Annotated in this window: 12 protein-coding genes, 1 other RNA gene and 1 other annotated feature; of the genes, 3 read left to right on the top strand and 10 right to left on the bottom strand. The window is 37.4% G+C overall.

Annotated elements, in window-relative coordinates; translation table 11 throughout:
- Positions 1 to 88 precede the first annotated feature (88 nt).
- A complete protein-coding gene (locus ACLIBH_RS09220) occupies positions 89 to 1,372 on the top strand; it encodes a replication-associated recombination protein A (RefSeq protein WP_439316416.1) in 1,284 nt (427 codons plus the stop codon).
- 140 nt (positions 1,373 to 1,512) lie between these two features.
- On the top strand, positions 1,513 to 2,166 hold the full coding sequence (locus tag ACLIBH_RS09225) for an RsfA family transcriptional regulator (RefSeq protein ID WP_439316417.1): 654 nt from the start codon (positions 1,513 to 1,515) through the stop codon (positions 2,164 to 2,166).
- 620 nt (positions 2,167 to 2,786) lie between these two features.
- On the opposite strand, the gene ssrS is transcribed toward ACLIBH_RS09225, so the two are convergent.
- The 4 genes from ssrS to ACLIBH_RS09245 form a co-directional block, all read right to left on the bottom strand.
- A non-coding RNA gene (ssrS, locus tag ACLIBH_RS09230) (6S RNA) lies at positions 2,787 to 2,968 on the bottom strand.
- A 101-nt stretch (positions 2,969 to 3,069) separates the two neighbouring features.
- Positions 3,070 to 4,842, bottom strand: a complete 1,773-nt coding sequence (aspS, locus tag ACLIBH_RS09235) for an aspartate--tRNA ligase (RefSeq protein ID WP_439316418.1) — start codon at positions 4,840 to 4,842, stop codon at positions 3,070 to 3,072.
- Entirely contained in the window at positions 4,835 to 6,124 is a 1,290-nt protein-coding gene (gene hisS / locus ACLIBH_RS09240; protein WP_439316419.1) for a histidine--tRNA ligase, read from the bottom strand. Before hisS ends, aspS begins: the two co-directional genes overlap by 8 nt.
- A gap of 74 nt (positions 6,125 to 6,198) precedes the next feature.
- Positions 6,199 to 6,423: a binding site (T-box leader), on the bottom strand.
- 591 nt (positions 6,424 to 7,014) lie between these two features.
- Complete coding sequence (locus ACLIBH_RS09245; RefSeq protein WP_439316420.1) at positions 7,015 to 7,188, bottom strand: hypothetical protein; 174 nt, start codon at positions 7,186 to 7,188, stop codon at positions 7,015 to 7,017.
- A gap of 90 nt (positions 7,189 to 7,278) precedes the next feature.
- On the opposite strand from ACLIBH_RS09245, the gene ACLIBH_RS09250 reads away from it, so the two are divergent.
- The gene (locus ACLIBH_RS09250; protein ID WP_439316421.1) at positions 7,279 to 8,355 is read left to right on the top strand and encodes an N-acetylmuramoyl-L-alanine amidase; all 1,077 of its coding nucleotides are present in this window, start codon (positions 7,279 to 7,281) and stop codon (positions 8,353 to 8,355) included.
- Positions 8,356 to 8,437: 82 nt separating this feature from the next.
- Here the strand turns inward: ACLIBH_RS09250 and dtd are convergent, their stop codons facing one another.
- The 6 genes from dtd to secDF form a co-directional block, all read right to left on the bottom strand.
- A complete protein-coding gene (dtd, locus tag ACLIBH_RS09255; protein WP_439316422.1) occupies positions 8,438 to 8,887 on the bottom strand; it encodes a D-aminoacyl-tRNA deacylase in 450 nt (149 codons plus the stop codon).
- Between the two features lie 40 nt (positions 8,888 to 8,927).
- Complete coding sequence (locus tag ACLIBH_RS09260; protein WP_439316423.1) at positions 8,928 to 11,132, bottom strand: RelA/SpoT family protein; 2,205 nt, start codon at positions 11,130 to 11,132, stop codon at positions 8,928 to 8,930.
- A 165-nt stretch (positions 11,133 to 11,297) separates the two neighbouring features.
- Positions 11,298 to 11,810 (bottom strand): adenine phosphoribosyltransferase, encoded by a 513-nt coding sequence (locus ACLIBH_RS09265; RefSeq protein WP_439316424.1) that lies wholly within the window; start codon positions 11,808 to 11,810, stop codon positions 11,298 to 11,300.
- On the bottom strand, positions 11,800 to 14,136 hold the full coding sequence (gene recJ, locus ACLIBH_RS09270; RefSeq protein ID WP_439316425.1) for a single-stranded-DNA-specific exonuclease RecJ: 2,337 nt from the start codon (positions 14,134 to 14,136) through the stop codon (positions 11,800 to 11,802). Before recJ ends, ACLIBH_RS09265 begins: the two co-directional genes overlap by 11 nt.
- A 69-nt stretch (positions 14,137 to 14,205) precedes the next feature.
- Positions 14,206 to 14,499: a LapA family protein gene (locus ACLIBH_RS09275; protein WP_439316426.1), complete on the bottom strand. Its 294-nt coding sequence runs from the start codon at positions 14,497 to 14,499 to the stop codon at positions 14,206 to 14,208.
- 95 nt (positions 14,500 to 14,594) lie between these two features.
- Positions 14,595 to 16,850, bottom strand: coding sequence for a protein translocase subunit SecDF (secDF, locus tag ACLIBH_RS09280; protein WP_439316427.1), 2,256 nt, complete (start codon positions 16,848 to 16,850; stop codon positions 14,595 to 14,597).
- Positions 16,851 to 16,875 lie beyond the last annotated feature (25 nt).

A 16,875-nucleotide genomic window follows, 5' to 3' on the forward strand; every position in this document is an offset into this window, starting at 1 on the left:
AACATGAATCCTATATTTCTTGCAGTTTACAAATTGTAGCTTATGTTTTTAAGTTTTAAACAAATGATTAGATAAAGGATCGATACAAATGAGCCAAAAACCACTTGCTTTACGAATGCGTCCAACTCATATCCATGACATTATTGGTCAAGAGCATCTTGTACAAGAAGGTAAAATAGTTCGTCGAATGATTGAAGCAAAACGCCTCCTTTCCATGATATTATTTGGTCCTCCGGGTACTGGAAAAACCTCCATGGCCTTTGCACTAGCCCACAGCTTGCAGCTACCTGTTCGTAAACTAAACGCTGTGACAGATCGAAAAAAAGATATGGAGATAGTAATTGAAGAAGCAAAAATGACGGGAAGTATTGTATTAATTCTTGATGAAGTTCACCGCCTAGACAAAGGCAAACAAGATTTCCTACTCCCACACCTTGAAAGCAATCTAATTACTTTAATTGGTTGTACAACGAGTAACCCGTACCATTCCATTAATCCCGCTATCCGAAGCAGATGCCATTTATTTGAGTTACACGCATTAACTAGCGAACAAATTGAAACTGCTATTTTCCGAGCACTTGAAGATCATACAAATGGATACGGTAACCTTAACATATCCATTACTGATGAAGCTCTTAAGCATTTAACACATAGTTCAAACGGGGATTTACGATCCGCTTTGAATGGATTAGAGCTCGCTGTTTTATCGACGCCGGAAAATGCTGATCATGTTATTAAAATAGATTTAACGATTGCTGAGGAGTGTATGCAAAAGAAGAGCTTTTCCCATGATAAAAATGGGGATGCACATTATGATGTGCTCTCTGCTTTTCAAAAGTCAATCCGTGGGAGCGACGTGAATGCTGCATTCCATTATTTAGGTCGCTTAATCGAAGCAGGTGACCTTGATAGTATCGCACGTCGAATGCTCGTAATTGCATATGAAGATATCGGTCTTGCTAATCCACAAGCTGGGCCAAGAGCATTAGCCGCAATAGAAGCAGCGGAACGGGTTGGCTTTCCAGAAGCACGTATACCGCTTGCAGTGTCAATTGCTGAACTCGCATTATCGCCTAAGTCCAATTCTGCTTATAAAGGACTCGACGAAGCACTCAGAGATATCCGAACTGGAAACACTGGAGAAATTCCAGCCCATTTAAAAGATTCACATTATGAAGGTTCTAAACATTTGGGGAGAGGCGTTACCTATCAATATCCACATAACTATGAAAATAGCTGGGTACCGCAGCAATATTTGCCTGATCCATTACAACGAAAGCAGTATTACCATCCAAAAACTACTGGTAAATTTGAACAAGCTATGAAACAAGTGTATGAAAAAATCCAAAACGATCAAAAGAAACATTTATAGACACGTATAATTCCTTTTTCTGCCGGTGATACTACTTATAGTGTGGTTGCTTAAGCAAAAAAGCAATGACACTTAAAAAATAGAGGTAGTTATAACATTCTATTAATCATTGGAGTATAGTGAAAAAGGAGTTGAATTATTTGGCCAAAGTAAGACAAGATGCCTGGTCTCATGAAGATGACTTATTGTTAGCAGAAACCGTCCTCCGCCACGTAAGAGAAGGAAGTACACAGCTCAATGCCTTTGAGGAAGTTGGCGATAAGCTTAATCGAACATCTGCTGCCTGTGGGTTTCGCTGGAACGCTGAAGTACGACGAAAGTATGAAAATGCAATTGATCTAGCAAAAAGGCAACGAAAAGAAAAGAAGCGTGCTGCAGCAGCTCAAACTCGGTTAACAAAGCATACACAGCATACTGTGAATCCTGCTCCCATTACAATTGACAATGGATCGACGGCTGAAGAACACAATTCATCTATAACATTAGATACGGTAATTCATTACTTAAGCAACTTAAAGAAAGACTATTATGCTGCAAATCAATCAAAGCTATCCTTGCAGCAATTAGAAAATGAGAATCAAATGTTGCGCGCACACGTTGAAAAGCTTGAAAAACAACTTTCTTTAACGGAAGAAAAGCTAGAAACAGTTCAAGAGGACTATCAAATGTTTATCCAAATTATGGAACGTGCAAGAAAAATGACTGTACTAGAAGACCAAGGCTCTCTAAAAGCACCTGCTTTCAAAATGGATAAAAACGGAAATCTTGAACAGCTAGCACAAGGTTCAAACTAAATTGGTTGTACAATATATGACGTTGGTGAATAAAAATCACGAACGTCATTTTTATTTTCTAATAGATAACAAGTGAATTCCCCTGTCGTATAAAAGTCGTCAAAAGCCAAATCCAGGAGGGAAATCACTTGTCGATTCGCTTATAAGTACAGAAGCTTCACGAATTATAAGAATCGAATCATGCTTTAATTCAAGCGAAAATCTGTAGACGCAAAATACAATACAAAACATAAAGAAACACACTCCAATGCAAATTAAACAGCATGGAAGTGTGTGCAATAATGACATTAGCCCTCTTTAAGCTGACTGGAACGGAAGTTGACGGACTTCTGCGGAAATAGCACGCGTCCGAAGATCACTGAAGCGACTCGGACAGAGGAGCTATTGAAGCTGAGGCAGTAACCGCGGAAAGCCTGTCAGCTGTAGTACAAGTCAGTTAAATCTGAGCGCAAGCTTCCATGTTTCGTTCTAATTCATGAGTAGGTATTCCTCGACTTAAAATACATCACCAACATCATTTTACAAGGAGCCACTTAAATTAAAAAACGTTTGTATATCACCAAAAAAACTGACTTTACCTATTGCATACGCAACAAGAAAGTCAGTTTTTCATGTAATTTATCAATCCCAATTATGCCGTCTAACATCCAGTTTTGATCCCGCTCTCGGCAGGTGGGTGTTTTGTTTTACATCTTATGCTTCCACATACAAGAGGCTTGCAAGCAATGTAAAAACGAGCAAACTCCCAATATTGTAGATGTTCGGTCAAAACGATTTTAATAGACGAACACATCAGGATTGACTAACTTTTGTAAATTTATCTTACCATAGCTTTTAACTTTTTTCAATAATTTAGAAATTTACTTATTCGTTACAAATGTTACAAATTCTCATCAATTTAATTTAATCGTCATTTTTTTCTTGTAACTGAATAGATAGCTCTTCCAGTTGCTTAGGACTCACTTCGCTCGGTGCATCTGTTAATAAATCTGAGGCGGAAGCTGTTTTAGGGAATAAAATCGTATCCCGTAAATTATCCTTTCCTGCTAACAGCATAACAATTCGATCTAGACCCAGTGCTACGCCGCCATGAGGAGGTGCACCGTATTCAAGTGCTTCAAGCAGAAAGCCAAATTGCTCTTTAGCCTGTTCTTTAGAAAAGCCAAGCACTTGAAACATTTCATCTTGTAATTCTTTTTCATAAATTCTCATCGAACCGCCGCCAAGCTCATACCCATTTAATACGAGATCATACGCATTTGCTCGTACATTTTCTGGCTCAGTACTTAGTTTAGCTTTATCCTCATCCATCGGCGATGTAAATGGATGGTGTGCAGCAGTATAACGCTTTTCTTCCTCATCGTACTCTAATAATGGCCAGTCAACAATCCAAAGAAAATTAAATTTTGTTTGATCAATTAAATTTAATTCCTTACCTAGCTTTAACCGAAGCGCTCCTAAGCTGTCATGAACAATAGCTGTTTGATCTGCTACAAATAACAATAAGTCGCCATTTTCACCAGCGGCCCGTTCGGTTATTAACTGCTTTTCTTCATCCGATAAAAACTTAGCGATCGGACCTGTTAAAGCCTCGTCTTTTATTTTTAGCCAAGCAAGTCCTTTTGCACCGTAAATGGCTACAAATTCAGTCAATTGATCGATATCTTTTCGTGAGAAATGATCTGCTTCTCCTTTTACATTTAGTAACGCAACTTTTCCTGACTTATTAACTGCGCTACTAAACACTTTAAAAGAACTGTTCGCTACAATATCCGATACTTCGATTAACTCTAGAGAGAAGCGCGTATCCGGCTTATCTGATCCGTATCGTTCCATCGCTTCTGTATAGCTCATCTGCTTAAACGGAATTGTAATATCCTTTTGTTTAACTGCCTTCATTACCTTTTTCATCATACGTTCGATTAATTCCATAATTTCTTCACTTGTCTGAAAGGCAGTTTCAATATCTATTTGTGTAAATTCAGGCTGGCGATCTGCCCGCAAATCTTCGTCACGGAAACAACGTGCTATTTGGTAATACTTTTCAAATCCACCAACCATTAGTAATTGCTTAAATAATTGTGGCGATTGTGGTAACGCATAAAATTCACCATCATGGACACGGCTAGGAACCAAATAATCACGCGCTCCTTCTGGTGTACTTTTTGTTAATATCGGTGTCTCCATTTCTAAATACGAAGCATCATTTAAAAATTCACGAATTTCTTGAGTAATCTTATGACGTAATTTAAATGTATCCTGCATCTCTTTTCGCCGTAAATCCATGTAACGATATTTTAAGCGAAGTTCTTCTGCTACTTCACCAGCTTCATGTAGTAAAAAAGGAGGGTTTTTTGCCTTATTCAATACTTCTATATGCTGAACGACTACTTCAATTTTTCCGGTTGCCAAATTGGGGTTAATGGTTGATTCCTCACGTTTAACTACCGTACCTTTTACTTCTAATACATACTCGCTACGCACGGATTCAGCAATTTCCAATGCTGCTTTTGACTCATCAGGGTTAAAAACAATTTGAACAATTCCAGAGTGGTCACGTAAGTCAATAAAAATAAGCCCTCCTAAATCACGTCTACGATCGACCCACCCTTTTAACAAAACCTCTTTATTTGTATGGTGCTCGCTTAATGTACCAGCTAATACCCGTTTATTCAATAGTACTTCCTCCTAATAACTCTTTTTCTAGCTTATCAACAAGTTGATTCATTGGTATTTCTTCCTGTTCGCCTGTTTCCATCGTCCGAACAATTATTGTTTCGTTTTCTAATTCAGTTTCACCCAATATAAGCACGTATTTTGCTTGTAGCCGATCGGCTTGCTTAAATTGTGCTTTCATCTTTTTCCCTTGATAGTCTTTGTCCGCCTGTATACCATTTTGTCTTAATGTATTAAGCAGCTCTACTGCCTTCGTATCTGTTTCTTCACCAATTGCAAGTAAATAACAATCGAGCTGGTCATCCGTTGGTATTGAAATGTCTTCTGCTTCTAAAGCCATTAACAACCGTTCTAGCCCCATCGCAAAGCCTATCCCAGGAGTATCAGGCCCACCAAGCTCTGCTGCTAAATTGTTGTATCTTCCACCACCTAGTAGAGTCGTAATGGCACCGAATCCTTCTGCTTCACTCATAATTTCAAATGCCGTATGATTGTAATAATCCAATCCACGTACTAAATTTTTATCAACTACATAAGGAATATTCATTCCATCTAAATATGCTTGTACTTTATTGAAGTACGCTGCTGACTCCTCGTTTAAATAGTCGAGGATTGACGGTGCAGAAGCCATCGACGGATGGTCCATATCTTTTTTACAATCCAAAATGCGAAGCGGATTATGATGTAATCTATTTTGACAGTCCGAGCAAAGCTCGTTTATATGAGGGTCGAAATGATCAACAAGAGCGTTTCGATGATTCGTTCGACTCTCTTTATCCCCAAGACTATTAATTACAAGCTTAATCGATTGTAAACCGAGTTCTTTATAACATGTCATCGCAAGCGCAATAACTTCAGCGTCAATTGCTGGATCTGCACTTCCTAACACTTCAACTCCAAATTGATTTAATTGACGCATTCTTCCTTGCTGTGGTCGCTCGTACCGAAACATTTCGGCAAAATAATACAGCTTCACCGGTTGATTAACGGAACCATACAGTTTATTTTCTACAAAAGCGCGAACGACAGCTGCAGTTCCTTCTGGACGCAGTGTAATACTGCGACCTCCCCGATCCATAAACGTATACATTTCTTTTTGGACGATATCTGTCGTATCTCCAACCCCTCTTTGAAATACTTCCGTATGCTCAAACAAAGGCGTACGTATCTCTTTAAAGTTAAACCGATCACAAATATTTTTAATTATTGATTCAACATATTGCCAATGCTGAACTTTCGGTGGTAAAATATCTACCGTTCCTCGTGGGGCTTTCATTTTCATTGCAAAACCTCCTATAGCATTTTAAATAATTTAGAAAAAAGGACATAAAAAAACTCTCCATCCTATTACGTATAATAAGGGACGAGAGTTACCCGCGTTGCCACCCTGATTGGTGCTCAAAATGCACCCGCTCATGGCATATAACGTCTGCAGCACGGCCATACCTACTTGAATGGTTCAGTATAGCTCCTAGAGGATTGTCATTCATCAAGCCGTTGTGTTGAAAATGTTTTCAGCCTAGACATTTTCTCTCTTTTCACACCTGAAACTTAATTACTGATCCCTTTTATCGGATTTACAAATATTCGTTAAGTCGATTATAATATTACGGTGTCCTGCTAACATTGTCAAGTACGGTTAATGACTGGATTGAGTCACGTATTTGTGGGTGTTATTTTAAGAAGTTAAAAAACCTCTCTTTGTATTCGTTAATTTTAGTATTGATTCCAACCGACCGCAGTAGATATACACTACGCTTTCCGAGGAGGCTGAAGCCGTGCCCGCGGAAAGCATCCACCTGCAGTGAAAATCAACGGTGTTATTCATGTGTATATCGTTCGAAGTAAAATTGATCACATATTATCTAGTTAGATTCGTGCATCTGTTCCCCCACAAACATTTTACTCATACTAATGACTGACTCACGTATTTGTCGGTGGATAATTACAATCTTTAAAAACACGCTTTTGTATAGGCGCTTTTCCAATATGCTCGTACCGCCGTTATCATATTCTTCGCTTATTAGGGGCTATGCCTCAACTAGTGACGGAGGTGTTATCAACTTTCTAAAATGGAGTTTTGGGTCTTGCTTTTCTTGCTTGTTTTGTAAATTCCATTCGCTAGTAGCCATGTAAAATAAATTATAATAAAAAGTTCAACCGTTCTTCCACTCATGAACGGTTGATTTTCTTTTTCAACAGTTTTACTTCGCCTAATGTAATTCCAAATTCTTCTGCAATTTCAATATTACTTCTTTCATTTTCTAATTCCATAAACTGATGGAAATTTATATCATATATATCGTTTGTCTTTAACGCTTGCCAATGCTTTTTTTGTACACGCATAAAAATTCCTCCTTATGCGCTTAGTTTTGCCTGATTTACGATAATTTATTATACTGTATAAAACGTCGTTACGAAATGTGGTGTTCTGTAGTGTATGTTAAATATTTCATATCCTTTTTTATCGTTGTTTCATTATTTGTAAAGGTAGATCCTCTAGCCTTTACTAGCTATGCAACTGAACAACAAGCAACAATTATGGCGGATAACTTAAATGTTCGTAGTGGCCCTGGAATAGAATTCGAACCGATTGCCCAAGTACATACAGGTGAGTCGTATACGATAATTCAATTGGCTGGAGAATGGGCAGAAATAGAATACAACGGACATACAGCCTGGGTAGCTCGAGAATATATTTTAATGGATGAAGTAGAACAAATAGAAGCCATGCCGTACCGACAGCTTGAAAAAGGAACTACAATAAAGATTTCACATAATAACACGCACATTCGAAAAAAACCAGCATCCGATAGCAACATTACGCACTTCGCTACTAAGGGAGATGCTTATGAGATTGTTGACATACAAGACGAATGGCTTCATGTTAAAAATAATAATGTGAATGGATATATTAAAGAGGACTTATTGAATACTACCTTAATACCAGCTATTAAACCTCTGAAAGATAAAATAGTCGTCATTGATGTTGGACATGGGGGCTATGATGTCGGTGCAATTGGAGTACAAGGTACATATGAAAAAGAACTAACATTAAGAATTGCAAAGGGACTGCAAAGCCAATTAACAAAGCTCGGTGTTACTTCATATTTAACGAGGACCAAGGACACATACGTTTCGCTGTCAAGTAGAGCGAGTCTTGCTAATACAATTAACGCAGATGCATTTATAAGTATTCATTACAATAGCTTTCCAGATTCACCTCATGTTGAAGGAATAAGCACGTATTATTATGATGAACATCACCAAAAGCTCGCTAAAAACATACAATACGGACTAACTACTAAAACAGTCGTAAAAGATCGAGGAGTCGAATTTGGAGATTTTCAAGTATTAAGGCAAAATAATCGGCCATCTGCTTTATTAGAATTAGGATTCATATCGAACCCTCAGCTCGAACACTTACTCACAGAAACACCGCATGAACAAAAGCTTATTGAAGGTATTGTTCATGGGTTTACCATTTATTTTACACAAAAAGAACAGATGTGATTCCAATGAAATCGCTTCTGTTCTTTTTATAATGTTTCCGTTTATTATTCGCAATCCATCCGGTGCCTAAAAAATAATAGAATTACTTTTTTTCTTCGCTTTCTAATATAAAGGTTGCCGGCCCTTTGTTTGTGAAGGTAACGTCCATCATCTCACCAAATTCACCTGTTTCAACATGGATACCTTTTTCCTCGAGCATTTGATTAAATCGATTATATAATTCTAGTGCATGATCCGGTGGTGCTGCATTTATAAAGCTTGGACGTCTTCCCTTTCGTGTGTCACCATATAATGTAAATTGTGAAATCGATAAAACACTTCCACCAACATCTAATAAGGATCGGTTCATGCGATTTTCATCATCCTCAAATATCCGAAGGTGAATGATTTTATTTACTAAATAAGCTACATCTTCTTCTGTATCTTCATGCGTAACACCGACCAATAGTACGAACCCATGTTGGATCTGTCCAACCATTTGACGAGCCACTGTTACGCTCGCATTTTCGGCTCGTTGTAGTACAATTCGCATCCTCTCGTCTCCTTCGAACTCCATCGATCCTATTTAATAATTAATGTATTGTTCTTGTTACCGTATACACATCTTGTATTCGTTTAATGCGATCGACAATTTGTTGTAAGTGTCCTATATTTTTGATTAAGATTGTTAAATGAATGACGGCCATTTTATTTCGGTCAGACCTGCCAGTAACTTGAGTAATCGTAGTTTTTGATTCATTTATTGCTTGTAAAATTTCATTTAATAACCCATGACGATCAAAACCGGATATTTCTAAATCAAGATGATATTCTTTCGTATCAGTAGTTTCACTTTTCCATTCAACATGTAAAAAGCGTTCTTTCGCTTCTTCTGTTTGAATATTCGGACAATCGGCACGGTGAACGGAAACCCCTCTGCCTTTCGTAATGTAGCCAACAATCGGATCCCCTGGTACAGGGTTACAACATCTAGACAACCGAACAAGTAGATTTTCGACTCCTTCTACTTTAATGCCGGAGTCACGTCTTTTCGATCTAGAATTTACTTTTTCTTCTTTCTTTACTTCATCAATCGTTGATTGTAAATCCTGCTCTTTTTTTCTTGTCTGTCTTAGCTTTTCCGTTAAACGTGTAGCAATTAGAGCTGCGGTTATACCTTGGTAGCCAACCGCGGCGTACATATCTTCTTCACTTGTAAAGTTAAACTTCTCAAAAATACGCTCCAGATTTTCTTGTATAATAACATCTTTTATTGTAAATCCTAACGCTTCAATCTCTTTTTCAACTTGTTCTTTACCTTTTATTATGTTATCATCGCGCTTTTGTTTTTTAAAAAAATGCTTAATTTTATTTTTAGCTTGCGACGTTTGCGTAATCTTTAGCCAGTCTTGTGATGGCCCATAAGAATGTTTGGAGGTCATTACTTCTACAATGTCGCCATTTTTCAATTTGTAGTCTAACGGTTCCATTTTACCGTTTATTCGGGCACCTACCGTCTTATTCCCGATTTCAGTATGAATTCGATAAGCGAAATCTAAAGGAATCGATCCGTTAGGCAGCTCAATTACATCGCCCTTCGGTGTAAATACGTATACCATATCGGAAAAGAGATCAACCTTTAGTGACTCAACAAATTCTTCGGCATCATGTGTTTCATTTTGCCATTCCAATATTTCTCTAAACCAGGTTAATTTCTCCTCAAACGACTTCTTATCTTTACTAATTTGCTTTCCTTCTTTGTATGCCCAATGGGCTGCAATTCCATATTCCGCAATTTCATGCATATCTTTCGTTCGGATTTGGACCTCTAACGGATCGCCTTTAGGACCAATTACAGTCGTATGCAACGACTGATAAAGATTTGGTTTAGGCATTGCTATATAATCCTTAAATCGACCTGGCATCGGTTTCCAGCATGTATGGATAATACCGAGAACGGCATAACAATCTTTTATGCTATTAACTATTATCCGCACAGCTAATAAGTCATATATTTCGTTAAACTGGACCTTTTGTTTCACCATTTTCCGATATATACTATACAAGTGCTTCGGTCTGCCAGACAATTCTGCTTCGATGTGTACTTTCTTTAATTGATCAGCAACTTCAACCATAACCTCATCAATATATGATTCCCGTTCGTTTCGTTTTTGTTTCATTAATTGTACAATTCGATAATATTGTTGCGGATTTAAATATCGTAAAGCTGTATCCTCCAGCTCCCATTTAATTGTTGACATCCCAAGGCGGTGGGCCAATGGAGCAAATATTTCCAGCGTCTCATTCGCAATTCTCCGCTGCTTTTCTGGTGCTAAATGCTTTAATGTTCGCATATTGTGCAAACGATCCGCCAATTTAATTAAAATGACCCGAATATCCTTTGCCATTGCAACAAACATTTTACGGTGATTTTCAGCTTGGATAGCTTCCTTTGATTTATATTTGATTTTACCTAATTTAGTTACACCATCAACGAGCATCGCTACTTCATGATTAAAGGCCGATTCAATAGCTTCGAGTGATACATCTGTATCCTCTACAACGTCATGCAAAAAACCGCCGGCTATTGTTTCCGGATCCATTTCAAGCTCTACTAATATTCCTGCAACTTGAATCGGATGAACGATATAAGATTCACCCGATTTTCGGTATTGTTCCTTATGTGCCTCTTCTGCAAATTCATATGCCCGTCGTATAAATTCAGTATCATCTGCTGTTAGATAGTTACTCGCCTGTGCGATAACCTGTTCACTTGTTAAATTTTCATCTTTAGCCACATAATCACCTTTTTATTCGCTATTAAAAATAACTAAACGTATATTTACTGTTTTACATAGTATTGAAAAAATTCATTAAAAAGTAAAGCAAAAACGTACAAAAGTTTTATATAAGAATAGGCCTGACTTTCAGCGTTGTAAGTCAGACCTTAACACTACTTTTTTCTAATAACGCATGAGTGTTAAAACATCATAATTCTTTAGCTTCTCCATCCCATTTAGGTAGGAAAGCTCTATTAAAAAGGCACATCCTGCAACGACCCCACCTAATTGCTCAACTAAATTAATCGTAGCTTCAATTGTACCACCAGTTGCTAATAAGTCGTCCGTAATTAATACGCGTTGTCCCGGCTTGACCGCGTCCTTATGTATCGTCAATACATTTTCGCCATACTCTAGACCGTAGTCGACCTTTATTACTTCACGTGGCAACTTTCCTTCTTTTCGAACTGGGACAAATCCAGTTTCCAAAGCATACGCAACAGGGCACCCTATAATAAACCCTCTTGCCTCTGGTCCTACAATAATATCTACTTCCTTTTGTTTTGCATAATCAATTATTTCATCAATAGCTTGTTTGTACGCTTGTCCATTATTCATTAATGGGGTAATATCTTTAAACTGTATGCCCTCTTTAGGCCAGTTCTGAACAATTTTAATGTGCTGCTTAAAATCCATATACTACTTCCTCCTTAGGAGTTTCCACGCTTGAAAGACAGTTTGAAAACCATTCCTTTAATTGCTGATAATTTGAATAATAAAGTTCTTCTTCGATTTCAGCACGAGTAAGTTGTGCCCTATACAAAACCGAATCGTGTAAGTTTCGTTTTTTTATATTTGTATTCAAGTGGAGTATATCGTCGTTTTTATACGATATAAACCCTAATTCTATAAAGACCTCTATAATAAAATGCAACCTTTCTTTCGACCAGCCCTTATGCTTGAGAATAAAAGCTTGTTCCTTTTCTAAATGGATTTCCTTTCGTTGCAATAAGAAAGCATAAAGCCATTTAAATGCCGCTCGATCAGGCAGTCCATCTAAAAAAGAACTTGTTTTTACGGAATAGCTTGCATGAATGATCGTTGGTTGTGTCTTATTAATAATTTCTCGTAATTTGTCTAAGCTCGGTGGTAAATCAAAAATAAATAAAGTATCGTAAGCTTGGAGATGATCTGTTTTTGCTCCGTACGTTAGTTGATCAACTGCTTCTTGTTGCTCACCAATCGAGTATGGTTCGTTACCGATAAGTAAATGGGTATTGTTTGCCAACACATAATTTTCTAACTCGGAACGGTTTTTTCTCCCACGATGATCAAAAAGTTGCCATTCTTCTACTTTTATATCTTCTATGATGAATTGTGGTTTTTTATTGCCATTCCATTCATTAATGCCGAGCTCGCCTACGATAGAAACAGGTGTATTGCCAGCGATTTTGTAAAATAAATCTCCTTTACGAAAACCGACTCCATCAACCCACTGTCCATTACTTTTAAATTGCAGCTTTAAATGGTTTTTCGTTGCTCCCATTTGTTTTATTTGAGCAGGAACTTCATTTATATGAAATATCGGCTTTGGATTTTTCATCCCAAATGGTGCCAGCTTATTCACTTTATGGACGAGCTGTTCGTTAACTTCTGATAATTTAACTGTTTTACTCACTTCGATAACTTGCTTGAAATCTTCTTCAGTTAATTGTTCCGCAATCTGACAATTTAAATAGTCTTTAATTTGCTGTAAGTTTTCAATAGGAAACGTCATACCTGCCGCCTGAGAATGTCCACCAAAATGCGTAAATAATGTTCTGATTTCCATACAGCTTTTAAACAAATTAAAGGCTGGAATACTTCTCGCAGATCCTTTAAGTTGTCCTGTATCTTCTTGAACAGTTAGAACAATCGTTGGACGGTCGTATTTTTGTACGAGGCGTGATGCTACAATACCTAGTACTCCTTCGTTCCAGCCTTCTTTATAAACAATAATAATACCGTCTTGTTTTTCGTTCTCTAGTAGTTTGTCGGCTTCTTTAACAATTTTCGCAACGATCTGCTGACGTTCTTGGTTAATAGCGTTTACTTCTTGTGCAATATCATCCGCTTGCTGCTTGCTTGTTGTTAAAAGCAATTTCACTACAAACTCAGCATTTTGTAACCTGCCAACAGCATTAATTCGTGGTGCAATTAAGAATCCAATCGTCTCCTCTGTCAGTACTTCTTCTATTCCACAACTTTTCATTAGCGCCTGCAAGCCAATATTTTTTGTCGTTTGTAGAGCACGTAAGCCATAGTACGCTAAAATTCGGTTCTCGTCCTGAAGCGGAACTAAATCTGCGATTGTTCCAATTGCGACAAGATCCAAAAATTGCTCAGGGAAGTAACCGAGTAAGTGTTGCGCAAACTTAAATGCAACACCAACACCTGCCAGTTCTTTAAATGTATACTCTGGAGAGTACTTTGGATGGATGATAGCGAGCGCGTCTGGTAATTCGTCTTGAATTTCATGGTGATCCGTAATTATTAAATCAATACCAAGCTCCTTTGCAATCAAAGCTTCATGCACCGATGCAATTCCAGTATCGACCGTAATAATCAATTGAAAACCTTGATTTGCCGCTTTTTTAAAAGCTTCCTCGTTTGGCCCATACCCCTCTGTAAAGCGATTCGGTATATAATAGTCACAATTTGCTCCAAGCTCGATTAGTGTGTGCATTAAGAGTGCGGTCGAGCACACCCCATCTGCATCATAATCTCCAAAGACAAGTATTTTTTCTTGAGCTTCTACTGCCTTAAACACGCGCTCGGAAGCGATATTAATCATTGCCAAATTACTCGGACATTGTAAATTTTCAATATTTGGGTTTAAAAAACGGTGAGCAGCTTCTTCTGTATAGATCCCTCGCTGCTTAAGAAGCTCTCCAATAAATGAATTTGATTCGTTTACATCTAGTTGTTCCTGCAATTTATTTTTTGATTCAATAAATTGCCAGTTAGCCTTACTCTTTAACATACAGTCACTCCTGACGAATTTATTATATAAAAGTAGAGCAAGGAGCGCAATTTCAAAGGAGGCGATACTTTATTCTTGGATATCCTCTTCGTGTAATTGATGCTCGTTTACTATCGCTTCTTTTTCTTCAATATCTGCTTTCAAAGCTTTAATTTCACGTTGTAAACGAACGATTTTCAAGCTACCTGCGATTGTAGTTACGAGGCAACCGAGCAGTACAGAGAATAAAATCACTAAAATTAATGGTGATTCTCCACTCCAAAATAAATAATTGACTTCCACACTACTCGTATTCAACAATGCAAAAACGGATATTACGATAATAAAGATAATCGTTAAGATTACATAAGTTTGTCCTTTCACGCTATACCTCCTGCATACTCATATTAGAAAACATACCCAAACACCGAGCTGCAATATATTTTGCATCGACGTATTTGGGCACATTTTATTACTTACTAAACTTGTGGACCTTCCACTTTCTTTTTCTTAGTAAAATCAAGCGGCTTTTGCTTTAATGATTTACCACGCCAAACAAGCCATAATTGGGATGCCAAAAATAAGGAGGAGTAAGTTCCCGCAAGAAGACCGACAACTAATGCTATAGCAAAGCCAAAAATAGATTGTGCTCCCAATACGAGAAAGGCCATAACTGCTATTAATGTTGTAGCTGTTGTATTTATACTCCGCATAAACGTCTGTATTAAACTTATGTTAACAATCTTTGCAAGCTCTTTGGTGGATTTAACAACTCGATTTCTTTTTCGAATATTTTCTCGTATTCGATCAAAAACAACGATCGTGTTATTAATCGAATACCCAACAATCGTTAAGATGGCTGCGACAATCGTTATATCAAACTCGATTCGTGTCAGACTAAATACAACGAGCAAGAAAAATGAATCGTGCAACAAAGCGATGATCGCGGTAATCGCGAAGAAAAATTCAAATCGTATTGTTACGTATATTATCATTCCAACAGAAGCAATTGCTAGAGCATATATAGCGTTTTTAACAAGCTCTTCACCAACGATTGGAGAAACTACGCTAACGTTAGGCTCTGTACCGTACAATGCTTTAAAGTGATCTTTTACCTCAGCGATTTTTTTATCTGTAAGTACAGTATCATGACGTACAACAGCTATATCATTTTCTTCTCCGGATAAAACAATCGATTTTGCTTCCAAATCTAATTGTTCTATATTCTCTTGTACTTCTTCCGTTGTTAAGCTCTCATCTGCTAAAATTTCAACTCTAGAACCACTCGTAAAATCGATTCCAGGATTTAGTTTAAATAGAAGAAGTGATAAACAGCCAATTATAACAACAATCGATGTTGCAATAAATATCTTCTTCTGATGTTGGACAACATTAACGGTACGGTTAAATATTGTCGGACTTTCCTCTTTTGTATCAGAGATATCTTTAATGTCGGATGAACGAATACCAAACCAAGCTGGTCTTTTACTTAAATAACGACTTTTCACCCATAAGCCGAGTAGCAGTCGTGTGCCATAAACCGCTGTTAAAAAGCTAACGACTATACTTACAATTAACATTGTTGCAAACCCTTTAACAGAGCTCGTACCAAATATGAATAATACAGAAGCGGCAAGCAATGTAGTTATGTTTGCATCGACAATTGTTACAAGTGAGTTTTTAGTTCCAGCTTTAAAAGACGCCATAATTGATTTCCCGGCTTTAATTTCTTCTTTTATTCTCTCAAATGTAATGACGTTGGCATCAACAGCCATCCCGACTCCAAGAATCAATGCGGCAATACCAGGTAAAGTTAGCACACCATTCATTAAGCCGAAAACAAGCAATATAATATAGATATAAATCGCCAAGTTTATTGTCGCAATTATACCTGGAAAACGATAAACAGCTATCATGAAAACAAAAATAAGTGAGACGCCGATAAATCCTGCATATACCGTTTTATTTAAAGCCTGTTCTCCAAATTGCGCGCCTACTGAAGTGGAATATAATTCATTCATATGAACAGGCAAAGAACCTGAATTAATTATATTAGCAAGACGTTGAGCTGATTCTACTGTGAAATCACCTGTTATTTGTACACTATTAGAATGAATAATTTCATTAACATGTGGTGCTGAAATAAACTTTGGCTCCGCTTTTTGTATTTCTTCAGAAAATGAATCGTCCTCATGATAATCCATCCAAATAACGAGTAAGTTATTCGGTTTCATTTCTAAGATTTCTTTCGTAACTTCGCCAAATTTATTCGCATCTTTTAATTGCAACGTAACGATTGGAGCATTGGAAGTTGGATGAAAGTCTTGTTTTGCACTACCTTCTTTTATATCCGAGCCGTCTAAATATTCCTTATCATTCACATCACGAAAAGATAATCTAGCCGATGTCGATAATATTTCTCTAGCTTCTGTCTGGTTCTCTACTCCAGCAAGTTGGACTCGAATGCGGTCTTCGCCTTCAATATCTATCACAGTTTCACTTATACCTAATCGGTTCACTCGGTCATTAAGTGTCTGAACAGTTGATTCTAACAATTTTCTCGTTACTTCCTGTCCTTCATCAACTGGTTCTACTTCATATAGAACTTCAAATCCCCCTTGTAAATCTAGCCCAAGATTAATATTTTTACTAATACTTGTAGACGTAGTACCGATCGTTGCTGCAAAGATTAATACAATTAATAAAAAGGCAATAATTCTCCATCTGTTTTTCATATAGTTCTTTTCCTCCCTTATTCAA

It is taken from the genome of Virgibacillus sp. W0430, assembly GCF_051846935.1.
Classification (GTDB): Bacteria; Bacillota; Bacilli; order Bacillales; family Amphibacillaceae; genus JBPYCR01.